Raw genomic sequence first — 17,339 nt, 5'->3', positions numbered from 1 at the left:
TATTAAAATTGAATTGAGATTAAATTAATCTCTACCATAAAACTTGTCAAACATCTAAAAACTAAATTAATCTTTTATATACTATAACCTAATAAATAATATGTCAACGCCTTTTTGCACAAAACATTTACTTATATTATCAACAACAATACACTAGCAATCCTAAACAGTAGGATCTGAGAAATATGTGGTAAACTTATATATACAGTAAAAATTAATAAAAAAGATATTTTGTAAGATAAAATGTGTTAAAATCAATTGCCTAAAAATGATAATAAACATTCGGAGTATTTCTAACGTATGAAAAGTAATCTCTCTTTTATAAAAAACGTTGCTTTAAATTGTATGTCTAAGCTCATTGGCGTATTAAATATTAAGAAAGTAAAACACTTCATTGTGAATAAATATAATACTCTTCATAAAGAAATGACAGTGCTTCTTAAAAAATCTAAGAACCTGTTAAACACCAACATTGAAATCGGTTTATATCACTTTTATAAAGGTAGCATATCAGATGCAAAGTTACGATTTTGGTTAATTAGCATATTTTACCCCCATTTACCTATAGTCTGGTATAACATCGGAAGGTGTCATTTTGCGGTAGGGAATACTAACAAAGCTTATAATTATTTAACAAGGGCACTAAAATTAGATAATGACCACGAGGAGGCGTCTTACTATATAAAAAAAATGACAAACTCGGCGCCTATTACAGAATTGCCAAAAAACCTCATAAGACAATATTTTGATTACACAGGTGAATATTTTGTTGAGCATTGGTTGATTGCCAAACAATATAGAGGGCATGAACTTGTACACATGATAATTACAAAAATCTTCAACAACTCCACTTCTGAGCTCAATATACTCGACCTTGGTTGTGGAACTGGAATATGTGGTCATTTCTTGAAAATAAATAGTATTGGAAACCATATAACAGGAATTGACATTTCAAGTAGAATGCTAAATATCGCAAGAGGATGCTTTATAAAAGGTAAGCCTGTTTACAATGAATTAATACATATGGAAATGAAAGAGTTTCTTAAACAAGAGAAAAACCAGCAGTATGATGTAATTATCTTTGCTGAAGTGCTACATTATCTACATGACTTTCAAGAAGAATTGGAATTAGCAAAAAGATCTACGAGCAAAAAAGGGGTTATTGTATGTTTAATAAGAAGAAAGGAAGGTGAAGGTATTGACTTTGTAAATAAAGGAGACTATTTTCGTCACTCAGAAAGTTATGTTCAACATGTTGCAAAAGAAATAAATATGCAAATAAGTTATATGAGTTACTGTAAAATATATGGCAGTCAGGTTGACGGTATCTTGTTTGCATTACAGCATCAACAAGAAAGTCCGAAAAACCTAACTTAAAAATCGCTCAAAATGACTTTTAAGTATCTATATATAATAAAAGAATAAAAGGAACTTTATGAATAACATTACCATTAATTACGCAAAGGACAGCAAATTAACCGACTTTGGAAAAGCAGTTCTATCAGACAGGTATTTAATAGAAAATGAAAGTTATCAAGACCTCTTTGCACGTATTGCTAATTACTATTCTGATAATAAAGAACATGCGCAGCGTCTTTATGACTACATGAGCAACTTGTGGTTCATGCCTTCAACACCAATACTCAGCAATGGTGGCACTAAGAGAGGGTTACCTATCTCTTGCTTTCTTAATGAAACCGAAGACAGCTTGCAGGGAATAGTTGATCTATGGAACGAAAATGTTTGGCTTGCTGCACGTGGAGGAGGCATAGGTAGTTATTGGGGAAATTTACGCTCAATAGGCGAAAGCGTAAAGGGTAGCGGCAAAACATCAGGAATTGTTCCATTTATTGTAGTGCAAAATGCTCTAACGCTTGCAATTAGTCAGGGATCCCTAAGGCGAGGAAGTTCAGCAGTCTACCTTCCTGTATCTCATCCGGAGATAGAAGAGTTTCTAGATTTACGCAAGCCAACAGGCGGTGACCCAAATCGCAAAGCGTTAAATATACATCATGCTGTAATAGTAACAGATAAATTTATGCAGGCTGTTGAGAATGATCAAGAATGGAATTTAATAAGCCCTCACAACAATAAGGTTATTTCAACTGTAAAAGCGCGGGATATATGGATCAAAATATTAACAGCAAGAGTTGAAACTGGAGAACCTTACATTATTTTCCTTGATGCAACAAATAACAATAAGCCAGAATCTTACAAAAAGCTCAACTTAGACATCAAGATGTCAAATCTATGCAGTGAAATAACTTTAACCACAGGTTATGATCACCTGAATAAGTCACGCACTGCTGTGTGTTGTCTATCATCCGCAAACCTTGAGTACTACGAAGAATGGAAAGACAATAAACTCTTCATAGAAGATATAATGCGCTTTCTTGATAATGTATTGGAAGATTTCATAAATAAAGCACCGAATGAAATGCAGCGAGCAAAATATTCTGCAGCCAGAGAACGCAGTATTGGTCTTGGTGTGATGGGCTTTCATTCATTTTTACAAAGCAAAATGGTTCCTTTTGAATCAGTAACAGCACAACAATGGAATAAAAAAATATTTAAGTATTTACGCGAGCAAGCAGATATAGTTTCTAAAAAATTAGCAGAAGAAAAGGGAGCATGTCCTGATGCCAAAGAAGTTGATCTAATGGAAAGGTTTACACACAAACTCGCTATTGCTCCTACTGCCTCGATCTCCATTATTGCAGGTAATACCTCCCCTGGAATAGAACCATACGCAGCAAACGTATTCATACAAAAGACACTTACAGGCTCATTTGTAGTGCGAAATAAATTCTTGCAAAAACTATTAGCAGAAAAAAATCAAGACAATGATAAAATATGGTCTTCAATTTCAACAAACGAGGGTTCCGTTCAGCATTTAGATTTTCTTAGTGAGCATGAAAAATTGACATTTAAAACAGCGTACGAGCTTGACCAAAGATGGATTATAGAACATGCAAGTAATAGAACTTCGTATATTTGTCAATCTCAATCAGTAAATCTGTTCTTACCTGCCAACGTACATAAACGTTACTTGCACAAAATACACATGCTTGCTTGGAAAAAAGGATTGAAGAGCTTATATTACTGCAGATCACAGTCAATGCAGAGAGCCGATAAGGTCTCGCATGACATATTCAAAAAAAGTGAAATATTGCAACAAAAAGCAGATATTGACTACGATGAATGTCTGTCATGCCAATAGCGGCCTTACTCAGAAAAAGTAGAGAGAAAGTTAAGCAAATGGGTAAATAGACTTCTTGCATAACCATATAACGCACTTTTATTGGGAATAGAAACGAAAAAACTTTCTTGACAAACTCCGCCAGCCCTCTTATCATAAAATTGAAGCTATTTATTTATCTTCTCTGTACAGATTAAATGACAAAAAAACTCACGTATCTGGCGTCTCATGTTTAATTTTTTGCACTATGTGCACCTTATGTCTTTATCAAACTTCTACCTACATAAGCTGAAACGCGCTTATAAAGCGTTTAAAACATAAAAAAACGCCAACTTAAAAAATGGATAGTGAATAACTAGCTACCCTAGGGTTTCTTTTGCCTTTTTTCTGTTTAGTAAATTTCTTAAACATTTATAGCTAAGGTTAGTTGCATTTAAAAGCAGCTGAGTCGCGGTTATTAAGCGTTTAGAATAAAAAAACGCCATACTTGAAAGTATAATGTAAGTAATTAGCCAACTACGGGGCTTCTTTTGCCTTTTTTTTTCATTTGGTAAATTTCTTAAACATTTATGGCTAAACGACAATCGTCATCCCGCTACTTGTTAGCGGGATCTATTGCCAAGATACCGCGAATGAATCGCGGTATGACGGTTCGCGGTGGCATGACGATAAAGTTTATACCTCGTCATCCCGCTGCTTGTTAGCGGGATCTCTTGTTAGCGGCTGAGATACCGCGAATGAATCGCGGTATGACGGTTCGCGGTGGTATGACGGTTCGTGGCAGCATGAAGATAATCCCGCTACTTGTTAGCGGCTGAGATACTGCGGCGGTATGACGTAGATTGCTGTCATTCCGCTACTAGTTAGCGCCGCAGCGGTATGGTGTAGGAAAATTAGCTATATAGCTAACTTGCACCACGCGTTAAAGCTTTTAAACAGGTCTTGGTTTACTTACTCCATTATTTTCTTTATTATCAGATATCATTTTAAATAATATGGAGGAGCAAATTGTCAGCAATTGCCATTATTGATTTTGGTTCACAGTTTACACAGCTTATCGCAAGACAAGTAAGAGGAATGGGTGTTTATTGTGAGATATTTCCAAGCAACATCAGTTTTGAAACAATATCAAAATTCAATGGGTTTATTCTCTCTGGAGGACCACAATCTGTAAATGATGATTGTTCTGAAACAAGTAGAGTAGTACATGAAATTATAAAACTTAATGAGGCAACAAGCGTTCCTATACTTGGAATATGCTATGGACAGCAACTCATTTGTCATTATTTTGGAGCAAAAGTAAAAGAGAGTTTCAAACAGGAGTTTGGTAGAACTAAAATCAAGATACTAAAAGAATCCCCCATTGTAAAGGATACCTGGGATGTTAATTCTGAAGTGGATGTATTAATGAACCATGCGGACAGTGTTGATACTATACCACAGGGATTTACTGTTATCGCATCAGGTGTGATAAATCAAACAATTGCAATGATTGTCAACGAACAGCGGAAGATTTACTGTACTCAGTTCCATCCTGAGGTTAAGCCCACAACAAATGGCAGTAAATTGCTCTCTAACTTCTTGGATATTGCAAATTGCAAAAGAGACTGGACAATGAAGTCGTTTATTGAGGAGCAAAAGGAAAAAATCAAAAATGTAGTAGGAGAGAAAAAAGTAATCGCTGCAGTAAGTGGTGGGGTTGATTCAAGCGTTGCAGCGGCTCTCACACATAAAGCTATAGGAAAACAATTGAACTGTATTTTTATCGATACTGGGTTGTTACGCAAGAACCAAACCATCGCTATGTTGAAAGAGATTCCGATAAATTACGTTGATAAATCAAATTTATTTTTGAGTAGGTTGAAGGGAATAACTGATCCAGAAGAAAAGCGAAAAATTATCGGTAACACTTTTATTGAAGTGTTTGAAGAAGAAGCAAAAAAAATAGGTGATGTGGATTTTTTGATGCAAGGTACCATCTACTCTGATGTAGTTGAGTCAGGGCATGCCTCAAACAACACTAGTACAATTAAGTCTCACCATAATGTTGGTGGGTTGCCAGAAAAGATGAACCTGAAGCTAGTGGAGCCTTTACGCTACCTCTTTAAAGATGAGGTAAGGCTACTTGGAAAAGAAATTGGGCTTTCAGATGAGATAATATTTCAACATCCATTTCCTGGACCTGGACTTGCAGTGAGGATTATAAGTGAAGTCGATGAAGAAAAGGTGCGAATATTGCAAGAAGTAGATGAAATATATATTAATACGATGAAAAATTACGATCTATATGATAAGATATGGCAAGCTTTTGCTGTATTATTACCAATAAAAACTGTAGGCGTTATGGGAGATGGTCGTACGTATGGATATGTTTGTGCTTTAAGGGCTGTAACATCATCTGATGGTATGACAGCCGATGCATTTCCATTTGAAGATAAGGATCAACACTTGCTAGTATTTTGGGATTTTTTACGCAATGTCGGCAGTATAATTGTTAATAATGTTCCCGGAGTAAATAGAGTTGTTTATGATATCACTTCTAAACCACCCGCAACTATTGAGTGGGAGTAAATCAAAAAGATCCCGCTGCTTGTTAGCTGGATCTAGAGATACCGCGGCGGTATGACGGTTCGCGGCAACATGACGATAACCTCGTCATCCCGCTGCTTGTTAGCGGCTGAGATACCGCGAATGAATCGCGGTATGACGGTTAATTTTCTTTATTTTGCTTATAATTTCCACAAGCAGTGCAAACATAAATGAAGAATACAAATATCCTTTTGGTAATTCTATATGAAATCCATGAAGTATGAGGTACACACCGACAAATAAAATAAATAAAATGGCGATTATTTTTAACCCTGGGTTAGATTTGATTAACTGGGCGGTATAACTTGATAAAAACAGCATTGCTAGCATGGAAAATGTAAATGCTGTAGCAATTATTACCATGTTATAAGTTAGTGCTATAGCAGTTAATATCGAATCAACCGAAAAAACTAAATCTATTAATATAATTTGTAGCACAACTAAAAAAAATTTTGATTTAACGTTTGCTTTCTTTTTATTTTTCTTACATACAAAGATGTCATCCCGTAACTCCATAGAGCTCTTAACAATAAGGAATAATCCCCCTGCGATCATAAGTAAATCCCTTGCTGATGCAGTGTGAAATATAGGTTTTTGCATTGATAATATAGATGATGTAAAAAATAGTATTACAAAACGCATTAATAGTGCTAATCCAAGGCCCATAAGGCGCACTCTTTCTCTCAGCGCATTTGGTACCTTATCTATTGCTAGAGAAATAAAGATTAAATTGTCTACACTAAGTATAGTTTCAAGTAGTGTAAGTGTCAGTAAAGTCCAAGCATCAGTTAGCATTTTTGTTTCAAATTCGGTTCTTCTTACTCTACAATAGATGTGTAAAAATTAAGTGACTTCACTCAGAAGTTTTATAGCAGTTCTCCAGAAAAACAGGATATATAAAGTTCAGCAGCTTCTTCTATTTTCGTTTTTGAGCAAAATCAATAATAAGAGAGTTTCTTATTTTCATGCACGCAAATAAGATAAAGCCTTATTTTCATTTTTGACTTTATTTGAAAATAATATATACTATAAAAATAGTGTGCTCGGTTGAATGAATGTATATTAAAGGATCACCATCAGGCAAAGTATTCGCTGGTTATCAGGCATTTATACCAAGCCCCTTGCCACCAAAATTTGAATGGGACAATGATTTAGTTAATAGTCTTTAAACCCTTACTTTACTATAAGGAAAGTGGTTGAAAACTTAGGTGTCGTATTTACAACAGCCCAAAGAGCAATCGTAAAGCTTGAAGATTTAGGCATCGTTTCACAAACTTCTCAAGGAAAGAGAGATCGGGTTTATTGTGCAACTGATATTTTGAATATTCTAGAAGAACCAACTAAGATTACAGAGAACTTCGATAGCACATTGTAGCTATTGTGATGAATAAATTCAGCAAACAGCAAGCTTAAAGAGTCTGATCCAATGGACATGCTGAACAAAAAGTAAGGAGCTCCTTTTGGAGGATTATATTAACTTATTAATTAATTGCTTGACTTTTAGCAGGATTTATTATATTATTTATTAATGAGTAATGCAATCAAACCAAGGAGGATAGCATGATAAATAATTTGGATTCAATAATTCTTGGAATAAAAGATGGTGAAAAGGCGATTGAAGATTTAAGGGTTGTTCTTAAAAAAAGAAAAGAAGAAGTTATTACTACACAGACATTTAATTACGCTTTACGATGCCCAAAAACTACAAAGGAAGCGATAGTACACGAAATTCTGCTTCATTTTATACAAAATCCTGGCGAGCAATCACTAGAACAAGTGATACAATGCTTAGACAGAGCAATACAATCTGGGATATATGCAAAAAACAACCCAATAAGAAATCTAGATGAAGAATTTAGTACTCATATAAACTTTAAAGATGAAGAGGGAAATACATTACTACATCATGCAGTTATAGGTAATAAAACTGAAGAAATAACCACCCTTCTTGTTACATATAGTGCAAATCCTTTGATACAAAACGCGGATAATAAAATTCCTTCAGATTTAGCTCAAGGAAAAACAAAAGAAGTGCTTATTAAAAGTATGAAAAAACAAGCTCATACGAAAAAAGAAAGCGCTATGATAGGCAGTTTAGTGCCTGGCGTAATAATTGGTGGTTTTCTTGGTGTTGTACTTGGAGCTGGTGTGTATGTTGCAGTAAGTCTTTCTGGTGGTATGATACTAGGTGTAATGATAGCATCTGTTCTTGTTGCTAGTATAGCTGTTGGACTGGCCATGTATTTTTTGAGTCAAGACTATGAACAGGCTAAAGCGATAGAAAAAACTATTAGCACTGTTAGCTCTGTTAGCTCTGAAATATCTGTTGGTGCTGCAAATGGTAAAAATGATAAAGAAGGGCAACAACTTATATAGAAAAAGCTATAGTATTTTTCAAACTAAATAATAAACCTTGTAATTAGGATATTCTGGATTCCAGCGTCACGTGCTGGAATGACAACTGCGTTTTTTGTTTTTTTGTCATCAAATACTCCTACTCTTTATGTCATCCAAGTGTCCTGACTACTTGGATCCAAGAAATTTAATTGTTTTAAATTTTTCCCTCTATACACCTATTTAAATTTTATATTATCCACATGTACAATATAATCTATAATAACGTTTATCAATACAATATATTAAAAAATATTATGAGCTTCGTAAAAGAAAAAAACACCCCTGTGATGGAGCAGTATTTGAACCTGAAAGCTCAATACAAGGATCATCTGCTATTTTATAGGCTAGGAGATTTTTATGAGTTGTTTTTCGATGATGCTATTAAAGCTGCGAAATTGCTGAATATAGTGCTCACTAAGAGAGGTAATTCGTGTGGGCAAGAAATACCAATGTGTGGAGTGCCAGCACACAGTAGTGAATCTTACCTACACAAGCTAATAGATTTAGGATTCAAAGTAGCAATCTGTGACCAATTAGAAACTGCTGATGAAGCAAAAAAGAGGGGCTATAAATCCATAGTAAAACGTGATGTAGTGCGAGTTGTAACTCCAGGTACAATTATAGAAGATTCACTACTGGAGGATAAAAGCAATAATTATCTCGCGTCCATAGTTGAACAAAATGACGAATATGCTATTAGTTGGCTTGAATTATCGACGGGAAAATTTTTTCACACTTTAACGAGTTTGAAAGCTCTAGATAGTGATTTATTGCGTATATCACCAAGAGAATTATTAATTTCTGAAAAATTCACTGAGGATGAAAAAATTAGATCGGTTTTAAAAAATTATAAAATATCAATTACGCAACACGCACAGAGCTTTTTTGAGTATAGTAAATCTCACAGAACGTTATGCGAGTTTTATAAAATCAGGGAACTTGGGAGTATAGGAAATTTCAGCAAAGTAGAAATCATGGCGTGTGGTGCACTGCTTGAATATGTCAGAGTAACGCAAAGGGGCTCCATTCCAAGGCTTGAATTCCCAAAAACCTATAAGCAACAAAATTTCATGCTTATTGATGCTTCAGCAAGGAGAAATCTTGAGTTGTTTTCAACTCAATTTGGTGAAAAGAAAGGTTCACTAATTTCAGTTATTGATCATACAGTTACAGCTTCTGGTGGACGCCTGCTCAAACAAATGCTCGCTTCACCCCTTGCTTGTTCTAAGGCGATTAACCTAAGGCTCAGTACCGCTCAATTTTTTGTAAATAATCATGATTCACGCAAAAAAATACGAGAGATATTATCTAACATTCCGGATATTGAAAGGTCTTTATCGCGCTTAATACTAGGGCGTGGTTCACCAAAGGATATGAACCTATTAAAAATAGGCCTAGGAAAAACTTTAGAGTTGTCTGAGTTCTTATGTAAAATTGAATCAGGTGAAAATGGATCTCTCCCACAACAATATGTCATCCAAACTGAGATCCAGCCAGCGTCACGCGCTGGAATAACAGTAAAATCAGACGAGAGTGAACTAAGCACAATACATAAAAGCCTTGGCAATCATAAAGACCTATTTGAACTGTTAAATAGTGCTATACTCGATAATAACCTCAGTTCCGTGAAAGAAGGAGGATTTATTCACTCAAAATACAACTCAGAATTATATGAGTTATCCTACATATTAAATAATAGTAATAAACTAATAACCAAACTCCGTGAATCTTATCGCGACCTAACTGGCATTGCCGCACTCAAAATATTACACAACAACATACTTGGTTATTACGTTGAAGTGTCGGCAAATCACAAAATAACTTCGGATATATTTATTCATAGGCAAAGCTTAGCAAATAGCATGCGCTACACTACTAATGAATTGAAAGAACTAGAAAATAAAATTCTTACGGCACGTGATGCTGCAATCGGCTTAGAAATGAAAATTTTTAGTGAACTGTGTAGTGAAGTTGCTAAAGAGTCTGAAAAAATTGCTCTTGCTGCAAATGCTTTGGCAAAACTTGATATTAGAACCGCATTTGCAGAGCTTGCAGTGCAAAATAATTACGTAAAACCCATTATTGATGACAGCAAAGAGTTCAATATCTGTAGCGGAAGACATCCAGTGGTTGAAGTTAACGATAAATTCATTGCAAATAGCATCAATTTAGCTGGTATACATCTAATTACTGGTCCTAATATGGCTGGAAAAAGCACTTTCTTGAGGCAAAACGCTCTCATTGCAATTTTAGCTCACATGGGGTCATTTGTGCCAGCAGAGAGTGCACATATTGGAGTGATTGACAAGATATTCAGCAGGGTTGGCGCAACGGATAATATAACAGCTGGTTATTCTACCTTCATGGTAGAGATGATCGAAACAGCAACGATAGTAAATCAGGCAACGGACCGTTCCTTGGTGATACTTGATGAAATTGGTAGGGGCACAGGGGTGTATGATGGATTATCTATTGCACAGGCGGTGATTGAACATATTCACAATGTAAATAAGTGCCGCGCCATTTTTGCAACTCATTATCATGAATTAACTAAAGCAAGCAAATACTTGAAGAACGTGAAATGTTTTTGTGTAAAAATAAGAGAGTGGAACGGAGAGGTTATTTTTCTACATGAAGTCATTGAAGGCATTGCAGATGAGTCATATGGAATACATGTAGCAAAACTTGCTGGTTTTCCTGATTCTGTTTTAAATAGAGCAAGTGAAGTGTTTGAGGAGCTGAAGGCTTGAATCATTATTATAAGTGAAGAATTACCTATACAATCGTGGTAGTAGCTATAGAAACGAAAAACTTACTTGACACCCTTCGCCAGCGCCCTTATCATGATAGTGAAGCTATTGTATTTGCTTTCGCCAATCTGCAGATTAAAAGGTAAGGATTACTTAATGTATCGGCGTCTTATGTTCAATTTTTTGCAGTATATAGATACTGTATGTCTTTACAAAACTTCATCTACATCTAGATTTTTATCTAAATAAGCTGAACGCGCTTATAAAGCGTTACAAGACATCAAAAAATGCCAATACTCGACAGAGATAGTAAAAGACTAGCTAACTCGGGGATTCTTTGTCTTTTTTTCTGCTTAGTAAATTTCTTAAACATTTGCAGCGTAAGTTAGTTGCAATTAAAAGCAGCTTAATCTTGCTTGTCAAGCGTTTAAAACATAAAAAACGCCAATATTTTAAAGCGGATAATAACCCCAGGGCTTCTTTTGCCTTTTTTTTATTCGGTAAATTTCTTAATATTTATAGCTAAACGACAATCGTCATCCCGCAGCGGGATCTAGAGATACCGCGGCGTTATGACAGTTCGCGGCGGTATGACGTAGAGTGCTGTCATTCCAGTGCTTGGCACTGGAATGGCTTTGTTGCATCGCTAGCTATGATGGATTAAAGATAAAAAAGGTGGAGAATATCAGTAGCTTATTATTCTGGTATTTATAACAAGAACGGTCAGTGAATACCTAAATTTGAGTAAAAGAAATTTCACTACCACTCACTAATCCGGCTAAAATTCAAGAATTTCAATGCTTTAGCTATTTTCAATAGAATTAAATTTATTAATATAAATAACAAATTACTATTCTTAAATTTGATCAGATTGATTGCAAAAAAACAAGATTTTCAATAGGTTGCTTATAATCCTAACTATAGTTAGCCTTTCATAAGTAGCGATGCAACAAAGCCCACTGGAATCCAGCCTTTATTATGCAGCCACTTGGTTGAAATTAAGTCTTCTAGATCCCAGTGTCAGCTACTTGGATGACAGGAGAAGGAAGCACTGGGATTGGGATGGAAAAGGCTATTTGTGTGATGCCAATGAGTGATAGAAAGTTCTGCAAGAAGTCATTAATTGCAAAAATTTAATATAAGTGGTAAAGTAGAACCACTGAATAAAAAACATATGTTAATTAATACAACGTCGGACCTGGAGGACATATGTGAGGGGTTGATAGCAAAAAAGCCAAAATTTATAGCAGTTGACACGGAGTTCATTAGAAATAATTTAATCTACTACCCAAAATTATCGTTAATTCAAATTTCTTACGGAGAGAAGAGTTTTATTGTAGACGCATTAGTGCCAGAAATTGATTTATCATTCATTAAGAAAATAATGCTAAATCAGGGGATAACCAAAGTGTTTCATAGCTGCCGGCAGGATATAGAATCCTTACTCACTGTGTTTAAATGTATTCCCACTCCCATTTTTGATACCCAAGTTGCTGCTATGTTTTGTCATTATTATCATGACTTTATTGGTTACTCAAAAGTAGTGGAGCAATATCAAGGAATAGCACTGGATAAAATTAAAGCTAAAAATTCAGATTGGTTAAGGCGTCCGTTGTCCGAAGATCAGTTAGATTATGCAGTAAACGACGTGGTACACCTATATGACCTATACCAAATATTGTGCAATAAACTTGAAGAAAATAATAGGATGGGTTGGTTTCAAGAAGAGATGGAATCAATAGTTGATATAAATAAGTATTTACATAGCCCAAAAGATGCATGGAAGAGGATTAAATTTAATTATGAAGTAAATCCAAGATTGATACTAACTGTTAAAGCAGTTAGTGAGTGGCAAGAAACCTTAGCACAGCGCTATAATATGAACCGTAATAAAATAATCAATAATGCTGTAATAGCTGATTTTATTGAAAAAAATGTAGAGCATGTTGATGAGATTTTAGATGATCTCAAGAGGAATACAAAAAATATAAAAGATGCGGATTTACTAGAGTTTGTGAATATTTTTAATAAAAATGAGAGAAATTGGATGCAGCAAAACAACACCTTATCGAGTAATTATGATAAATCTGTACTTGATATACTCTCAATTATTTTAGATAGTAAATGTAAAGAAAGTAACATATCAAGGAAATTAGTTTCTTCAAAAGATGAGTTAACCGGGTCAATATCTGGACAGACAGATAAATTATTCAAGGGATGGAGATATGATTTTTTTGGCAGGTCAGTTGAATCATTTTTGAACACAAGCTCAAAATTTGAGATTTCAGCAGTGAAATCCGCAAATAATATAACCAAAATTCAGAGTAATTTAGTGGAGAATAACTGTTGCTAAAGTAACTTAGATTTATCGACAATCGTCATCCCGCTACGTGTTAGCGGCTAAGAGATACCGCGGCGGTATGACGGTTAAGTAGGGTGTCATCCCAGTGCCTTGACTACTTCGATCCAGGAAAATTGATTGTAAACGAGCAAACATTTTCGATAAAATTACCAAAAAGCTAGATCCCAGACTGGGATGACACCACCTACAAATTGCAATGTTCGTATAGTTATGTGCTTGACACTGGGATCTAGAAAATCTAGTTAATATATATAGAGAAACCTTAGCTATAGTTTCAAAAGAAGTCGAATGTATTTTGTTATATGATTATAAGTCTAACAGGCGGAATTGGGGTAGGAAAGAGCTTTGTAGCTAATTGCTTTCAAGAGTTTGGTGCTGTTGTATTTGATGCTGATTCTGTTGTACACCAACTTTATAAAGTGGATAAAAGCATAATAAGTTATGCAGAGAAAAATTTTCCTGGAGTGGTAGTAAATGGTGAAATAGATAGAACAGTACTGTCTAAATATTTCTTAGCCTACGATGAAAATTGGAAACAATTTCAATCTTTGGTTCACTCTGCTGTGCTGCGTGAATTAGAATTTTTTATTGCCAAGGAAAAAAAGATCGATAGAAAACTTTTAGTTTTAGATGTGCCACTTCTATTAGAAACAAAATTTTATTTATATTGCGACCTTATTGTTTTTGTTCATGCAGATAGCGTTGTGCAAGCTCAAAGACTTAACGAACGCAACATAGATAAAGAAAAGCTTAATCTAATCTCCGATGTTCAGTTATCTATTGAGGAGAAAAGGAAGATGAGTGACTTTATTATCGATACCAGTGTAAGCAAAGAGTATGTTTTTTCTCAAGTAAAAGATATAGTGGATTCATTAAACCTAAACACGTAGCTCTACGTCATACCGCCGCGGTATCTCTAGATCCCGCTAACAAGCAGCGGGATGACGGTTGTCAGGATCCCAGCAGCCTCCCTCCCCTGTCATCCAAGTAGCCCCTATGGTGTCATCCCAGTGCCCAGACACTGGGATCCAGGAAAATTGATTGTGCACTATAGCAACATTTTTGATCAAAAACTGGATTCCAGTGGGCTTTGTTGCATCGCTACTTATGAAAGGCTAACTATAGTTAGGATTATAAGCAACCTATTGAAAATCTTGTTTTTTTGCAATCAATCTGATCAAATTTAAGAATAGTAATTTGTTATTTATATTAATAAATTTAATTCTATTGAAAATAGCTAAAGCATTGAAATTCTTGAATTTTAGCCAGATTAGTGAGTGGTAGTGAAATTTCTTTTACTCAAATTTAGGTATTCACTGACCGTTCTTGTTATAAATACCAGAATAATAAGAGGTTGTCCGGAAACAAGTAAATTCAAGCATATTCCCTCTTTAACATAACCCTACTCATAGCTAGGTATATGAAATTCTCAGTGGATGTTGTGAGTAAATCATACTCCTTCGATAGCCTTCTATTCCTATTAACCCAAGCAAAAGTCCTTTCTACAACCCATCTTCTTGGCTGTACTTTAAACCCTTGTTCTCTTGTTGGTAGTAGCTCAGGTGGCGTATCTTTGTGCACCCAAAATCTACATGGAGGCCTTGTAACAATTTCAATATCTATGTCATATTCTTCCTTTATGTGATTCTTTAAATTTCTTCCTTGGTATCCCATGTCAGCCCACATTTTTTTAACTTTAGTATATTTTGTTCTCATATTGTTTAATGCTATTTTAATACCATCTCTATCATTTTCGTTAGCAGCGCCTACGTAACAACCTAGTATAAAACCCTGAGTGTCTGTAATTATATGCCTTTTTCTACCCTTTACTTTTTTACTTCCATCATAGCCTTTGATCCCCCCTTTTCTGTAGTCTTTACAGATTGACTATCTACTATACAGGCACTCGGCTGCTCATTCCTTCCTATTTTTCTTCTACTATATTTTGTAATTTCATAATTCATTTTCTCAAAAATTCCCTGCTTCTTCCATTGCCTGAACTGCTCATACACAGTCTTCCATAGCGGAAAATCATTTGGTAAATACCGCCATTGACACCCTGTACGCAATACATAGAAAATTGCTTCTAATATTTCTCTTTTGCTATACTTTGGCGGCCTTCCTCCTTTCTTGTATGATACTCTGAAGTGTTTTTCTATTCTTGCCCATTCCCTTTCGCTTAGATCTGTTGGATACTTTTTTCTCATCTTTACCCCGTACTAAAATTTCAGATATTATAGCCTTTTACTTGTTTCCGGACAACCTCTCAAACTACAACAGCATGAGTAGCTACAGAAGCTTTAATGATACAAGAAAAAATAAACAGCTATCATTTTTTTAGTAATTAAGTAAAATAGAGTGAAAGATTGCGAGGAAGTTTTGAAAAATAAGATAAAAAAGATAGTAATTTCAGGAAAGGAAGTGTGGCCAATCATCGAGGGCGGCAAAGGCATTGCAGTTAGTGATGGAAGATCAAGCGGAGCATTTGCTGCAGCAGATGCTGTGGGTACATTTTCTGGTGCAAATGCTAAGCTTATTGATGATAATGGCGAGTTAGTGCCACTAATTTATAAAGGCAAAACAAGAAATGAAAAGCATAGTGAATTGATTGAGTATAGTATTGAAGCTGGAATTAGTCAGGCAAGAATAGCAAATGAAATATCAAAAGGTCATGGAAGAATACACATGAATGTACTTTGGGAGATGGGAGCAGCAGAACGCGTGCTTCATGGCATATTAGAAGGAGCGAAAGGTTTGATTCATGGTATTACCTGCGGTGCTGGTATGCCTTATAGGCTTGGAGAAATTGCAGCTAAATATCAGGTTTATTATTACCCTATTATCTCATCGGTGCGTGCTTTTAAAGCATTATGGAAGCGTGCTTACCAAAGAATATCTTCCTATTTGCTTGGTGGAGTAGTGTATGAAGATCCATGGCTTGCTGGAGGGCACAATGGACTGAGTAACAGTGAAGACCCAGAGCTACCACAGGCTCCATTTGAAAGAGTTGCAGAGCTTAGATCTTTCATGAACGAGATCGGTCTTTCAGAAACACCAATTGTTATGGCAGGAGGAGTGTGGCATTTGAAAGATTGGGAACATTGGTTTGACAATCTGCAAATTGGACCAATAGCTTTTCAGTTTGGCACTCGTCCACTTTTGACGAAAGAAAGCCCAATTTCTGCAGAGTGGAAAAAGAAGCTACTCACTTTAGAAGAAGGTGATGTATTTTTAAATAAATTCAGTCCAACAGGGTTTTACTCATCTGCAGTAAAAAATAACTTCATACGTGAGTTGCAGGAACGGAATTCACGTCAAATAAAGTTTTCAGAAAATGCTAGCGAAGAATTTAATAATGAATTTGCAATGGGTAGCAGAGGTAGAAAGATCTACCTTACTGCAAAAGACAAAGAACTGGCAAATACATGGACTAAAGCAGGGTATACAGAAGCAATGAAAACTCCAGATACAACTGTTATTTTTGTGACGCCAGGCAGGTTTGCAGAGATAAGACAAGATCAAATCAATTGTATGGGATGCTTAAGTCATTGTTTGTTTAGCAATTGGAAAGATCATGGTGACCATTCAACAGGACGAAAGCCAGATCCGCGTAGTTTTTGCATACAAAAAACACTGCAAAACGTTATACACGATGGTGATATTGAGAACGAACTCATGTTTTCCGGGCACAATGTGTACAAATTTAAGCAAGATCCATTTTATGAGAATGGCTACGTACCGGCAGTAAAAGAACTGGTGGAAAGGATATTGACTGGGTATTGAGTCAGCAGTGGCCTGAAAAGTCCATTTTTCACTTTATAAAATGTTTATATTTTACTACCTACTTTATTTGAATAAGTTCTTCTGCCACACTTGAACGAATATCAAAAAAGATTGAATATTTGTATAGAATAGTGTATAATTATTAATCTTTTCTCAGTATTTTTACTATGGCTTTATCTAAGTTTCTCGACCCTAAGCTGGATTTAACTGACCTTACCCAGAAAAAGTGGAGAGAAAGTGTGGAATGTTTTTTACAAAA

11 protein-coding genes and 1 pseudogene are annotated in these 17,339 nt (G+C 35.3%); 8 read left to right on the top strand and 4 right to left on the bottom strand.

From position 1 onward, the window contains the following. The first annotated feature begins 300 nt into the window (after positions 1-300). The 3 genes from AAGD74_RS02585 to guaA all read left to right on the top strand — a co-directional run bounded on the left by AAGD74_RS02585 (position 301) and on the right by guaA (position 5,770). Complete coding sequence (locus AAGD74_RS02585; protein WP_264702764.1) at positions 301-1,377, top strand: methyltransferase domain-containing protein; 1,077 nt, start codon at positions 301-303, stop codon at positions 1,375-1,377. 58 nt (positions 1,378-1,435) lie between these two features. Further along, the gene (locus AAGD74_RS02580) at positions 1,436-3,220 is read left to right on the top strand and encodes a ribonucleoside-diphosphate reductase subunit alpha (protein ID WP_341810723.1); all 1,785 of its coding nucleotides are present in this window, start codon (positions 1,436-1,438) and stop codon (positions 3,218-3,220) included. 987 nt (positions 3,221-4,207) lie between these two features. Continuing rightward, complete coding sequence (gene guaA / locus AAGD74_RS02575) at positions 4,208-5,770, top strand: glutamine-hydrolyzing GMP synthase (RefSeq protein WP_264339311.1); 1,563 nt, start codon at positions 4,208-4,210, stop codon at positions 5,768-5,770. A gap of 99 nt (positions 5,771-5,869) precedes the next feature. On the opposite strand, the gene AAGD74_RS02570 is transcribed toward guaA, so the two are convergent. After that, positions 5,870-6,583, bottom strand: a complete 714-nt coding sequence (locus AAGD74_RS02570) for a TerC family protein (RefSeq protein WP_338482741.1) — start codon at positions 6,581-6,583, stop codon at positions 5,870-5,872. A 504-nt stretch (positions 6,584-7,087) separates the two neighbouring features. Beyond that, entirely contained in the window at positions 7,088-7,222 is a 135-nt protein-coding gene (locus AAGD74_RS02565) for a hypothetical protein (protein WP_265040776.1), read from the bottom strand. Positions 7,223-7,348: 126 nt separating this feature from the next. On the opposite strand from AAGD74_RS02565, the gene AAGD74_RS02560 reads away from it, so the two are divergent. The 4 genes from AAGD74_RS02560 to coaE all read left to right on the top strand — a co-directional run bounded on the left by AAGD74_RS02560 (position 7,349) and on the right by coaE (position 14,187). Continuing rightward, on the top strand, positions 7,349-8,164 hold the full coding sequence (locus AAGD74_RS02560) for an ankyrin repeat domain-containing protein (protein ID WP_338482740.1): 816 nt from the start codon (positions 7,349-7,351) through the stop codon (positions 8,162-8,164). Between the two features lie 275 nt (positions 8,165-8,439). Then, the gene (gene mutS / locus AAGD74_RS02555; RefSeq protein ID WP_341810722.1) at positions 8,440-10,935 is read left to right on the top strand and encodes a DNA mismatch repair protein MutS; all 2,496 of its coding nucleotides are present in this window, start codon (positions 8,440-8,442) and stop codon (positions 10,933-10,935) included. Positions 10,936-12,109: 1,174 nt separating this feature from the next. Next, positions 12,110-13,288, top strand: coding sequence for a ribonuclease D (locus AAGD74_RS02550; protein ID WP_341810767.1), 1,179 nt, complete (start codon positions 12,110-12,112; stop codon positions 13,286-13,288). A gap of 311 nt (positions 13,289-13,599) precedes the next feature. Beyond that, positions 13,600-14,187, top strand: a complete 588-nt coding sequence (coaE, locus tag AAGD74_RS02545; protein WP_006280338.1) for a dephospho-CoA kinase — start codon at positions 13,600-13,602, stop codon at positions 14,185-14,187. Between the two features lie 36 nt (positions 14,188-14,223). Here the strand turns inward: coaE and AAGD74_RS02540 are convergent, their stop codons facing one another. Together AAGD74_RS02540 and AAGD74_RS02535 are read right to left on the bottom strand one after the other, a co-directional pair. Continuing rightward, a complete protein-coding gene (locus AAGD74_RS02540; protein ID WP_341810721.1) occupies positions 14,224-14,367 on the bottom strand; it encodes a hypothetical protein in 144 nt (47 codons plus the stop codon). A 304-nt stretch (positions 14,368-14,671) separates the two neighbouring features. Then, positions 14,672-15,504 (bottom strand): annotated as a pseudogene (locus tag AAGD74_RS02535) (IS5 family transposase). A 172-nt stretch (positions 15,505-15,676) separates the two neighbouring features. On the opposite strand from AAGD74_RS02535, the gene AAGD74_RS02530 reads away from it, so the two are divergent. After that, complete coding sequence (locus tag AAGD74_RS02530; RefSeq protein WP_182365528.1) at positions 15,677-17,080, top strand: NAD(P)H-dependent flavin oxidoreductase; 1,404 nt, start codon at positions 15,677-15,679, stop codon at positions 17,078-17,080. The last annotated feature ends 259 nt before the right edge of the window (positions 17,081-17,339 follow it).

Source organism: Wolbachia endosymbiont (group A) of Campoletis raptor, from assembly GCF_964026755.1.
Classification (GTDB): domain Bacteria; phylum Pseudomonadota; class Alphaproteobacteria; order Rickettsiales; family Anaplasmataceae; genus Wolbachia; species Wolbachia pipientis.
This window is presented reverse-complemented; position numbering and strand designations above follow the sequence as displayed.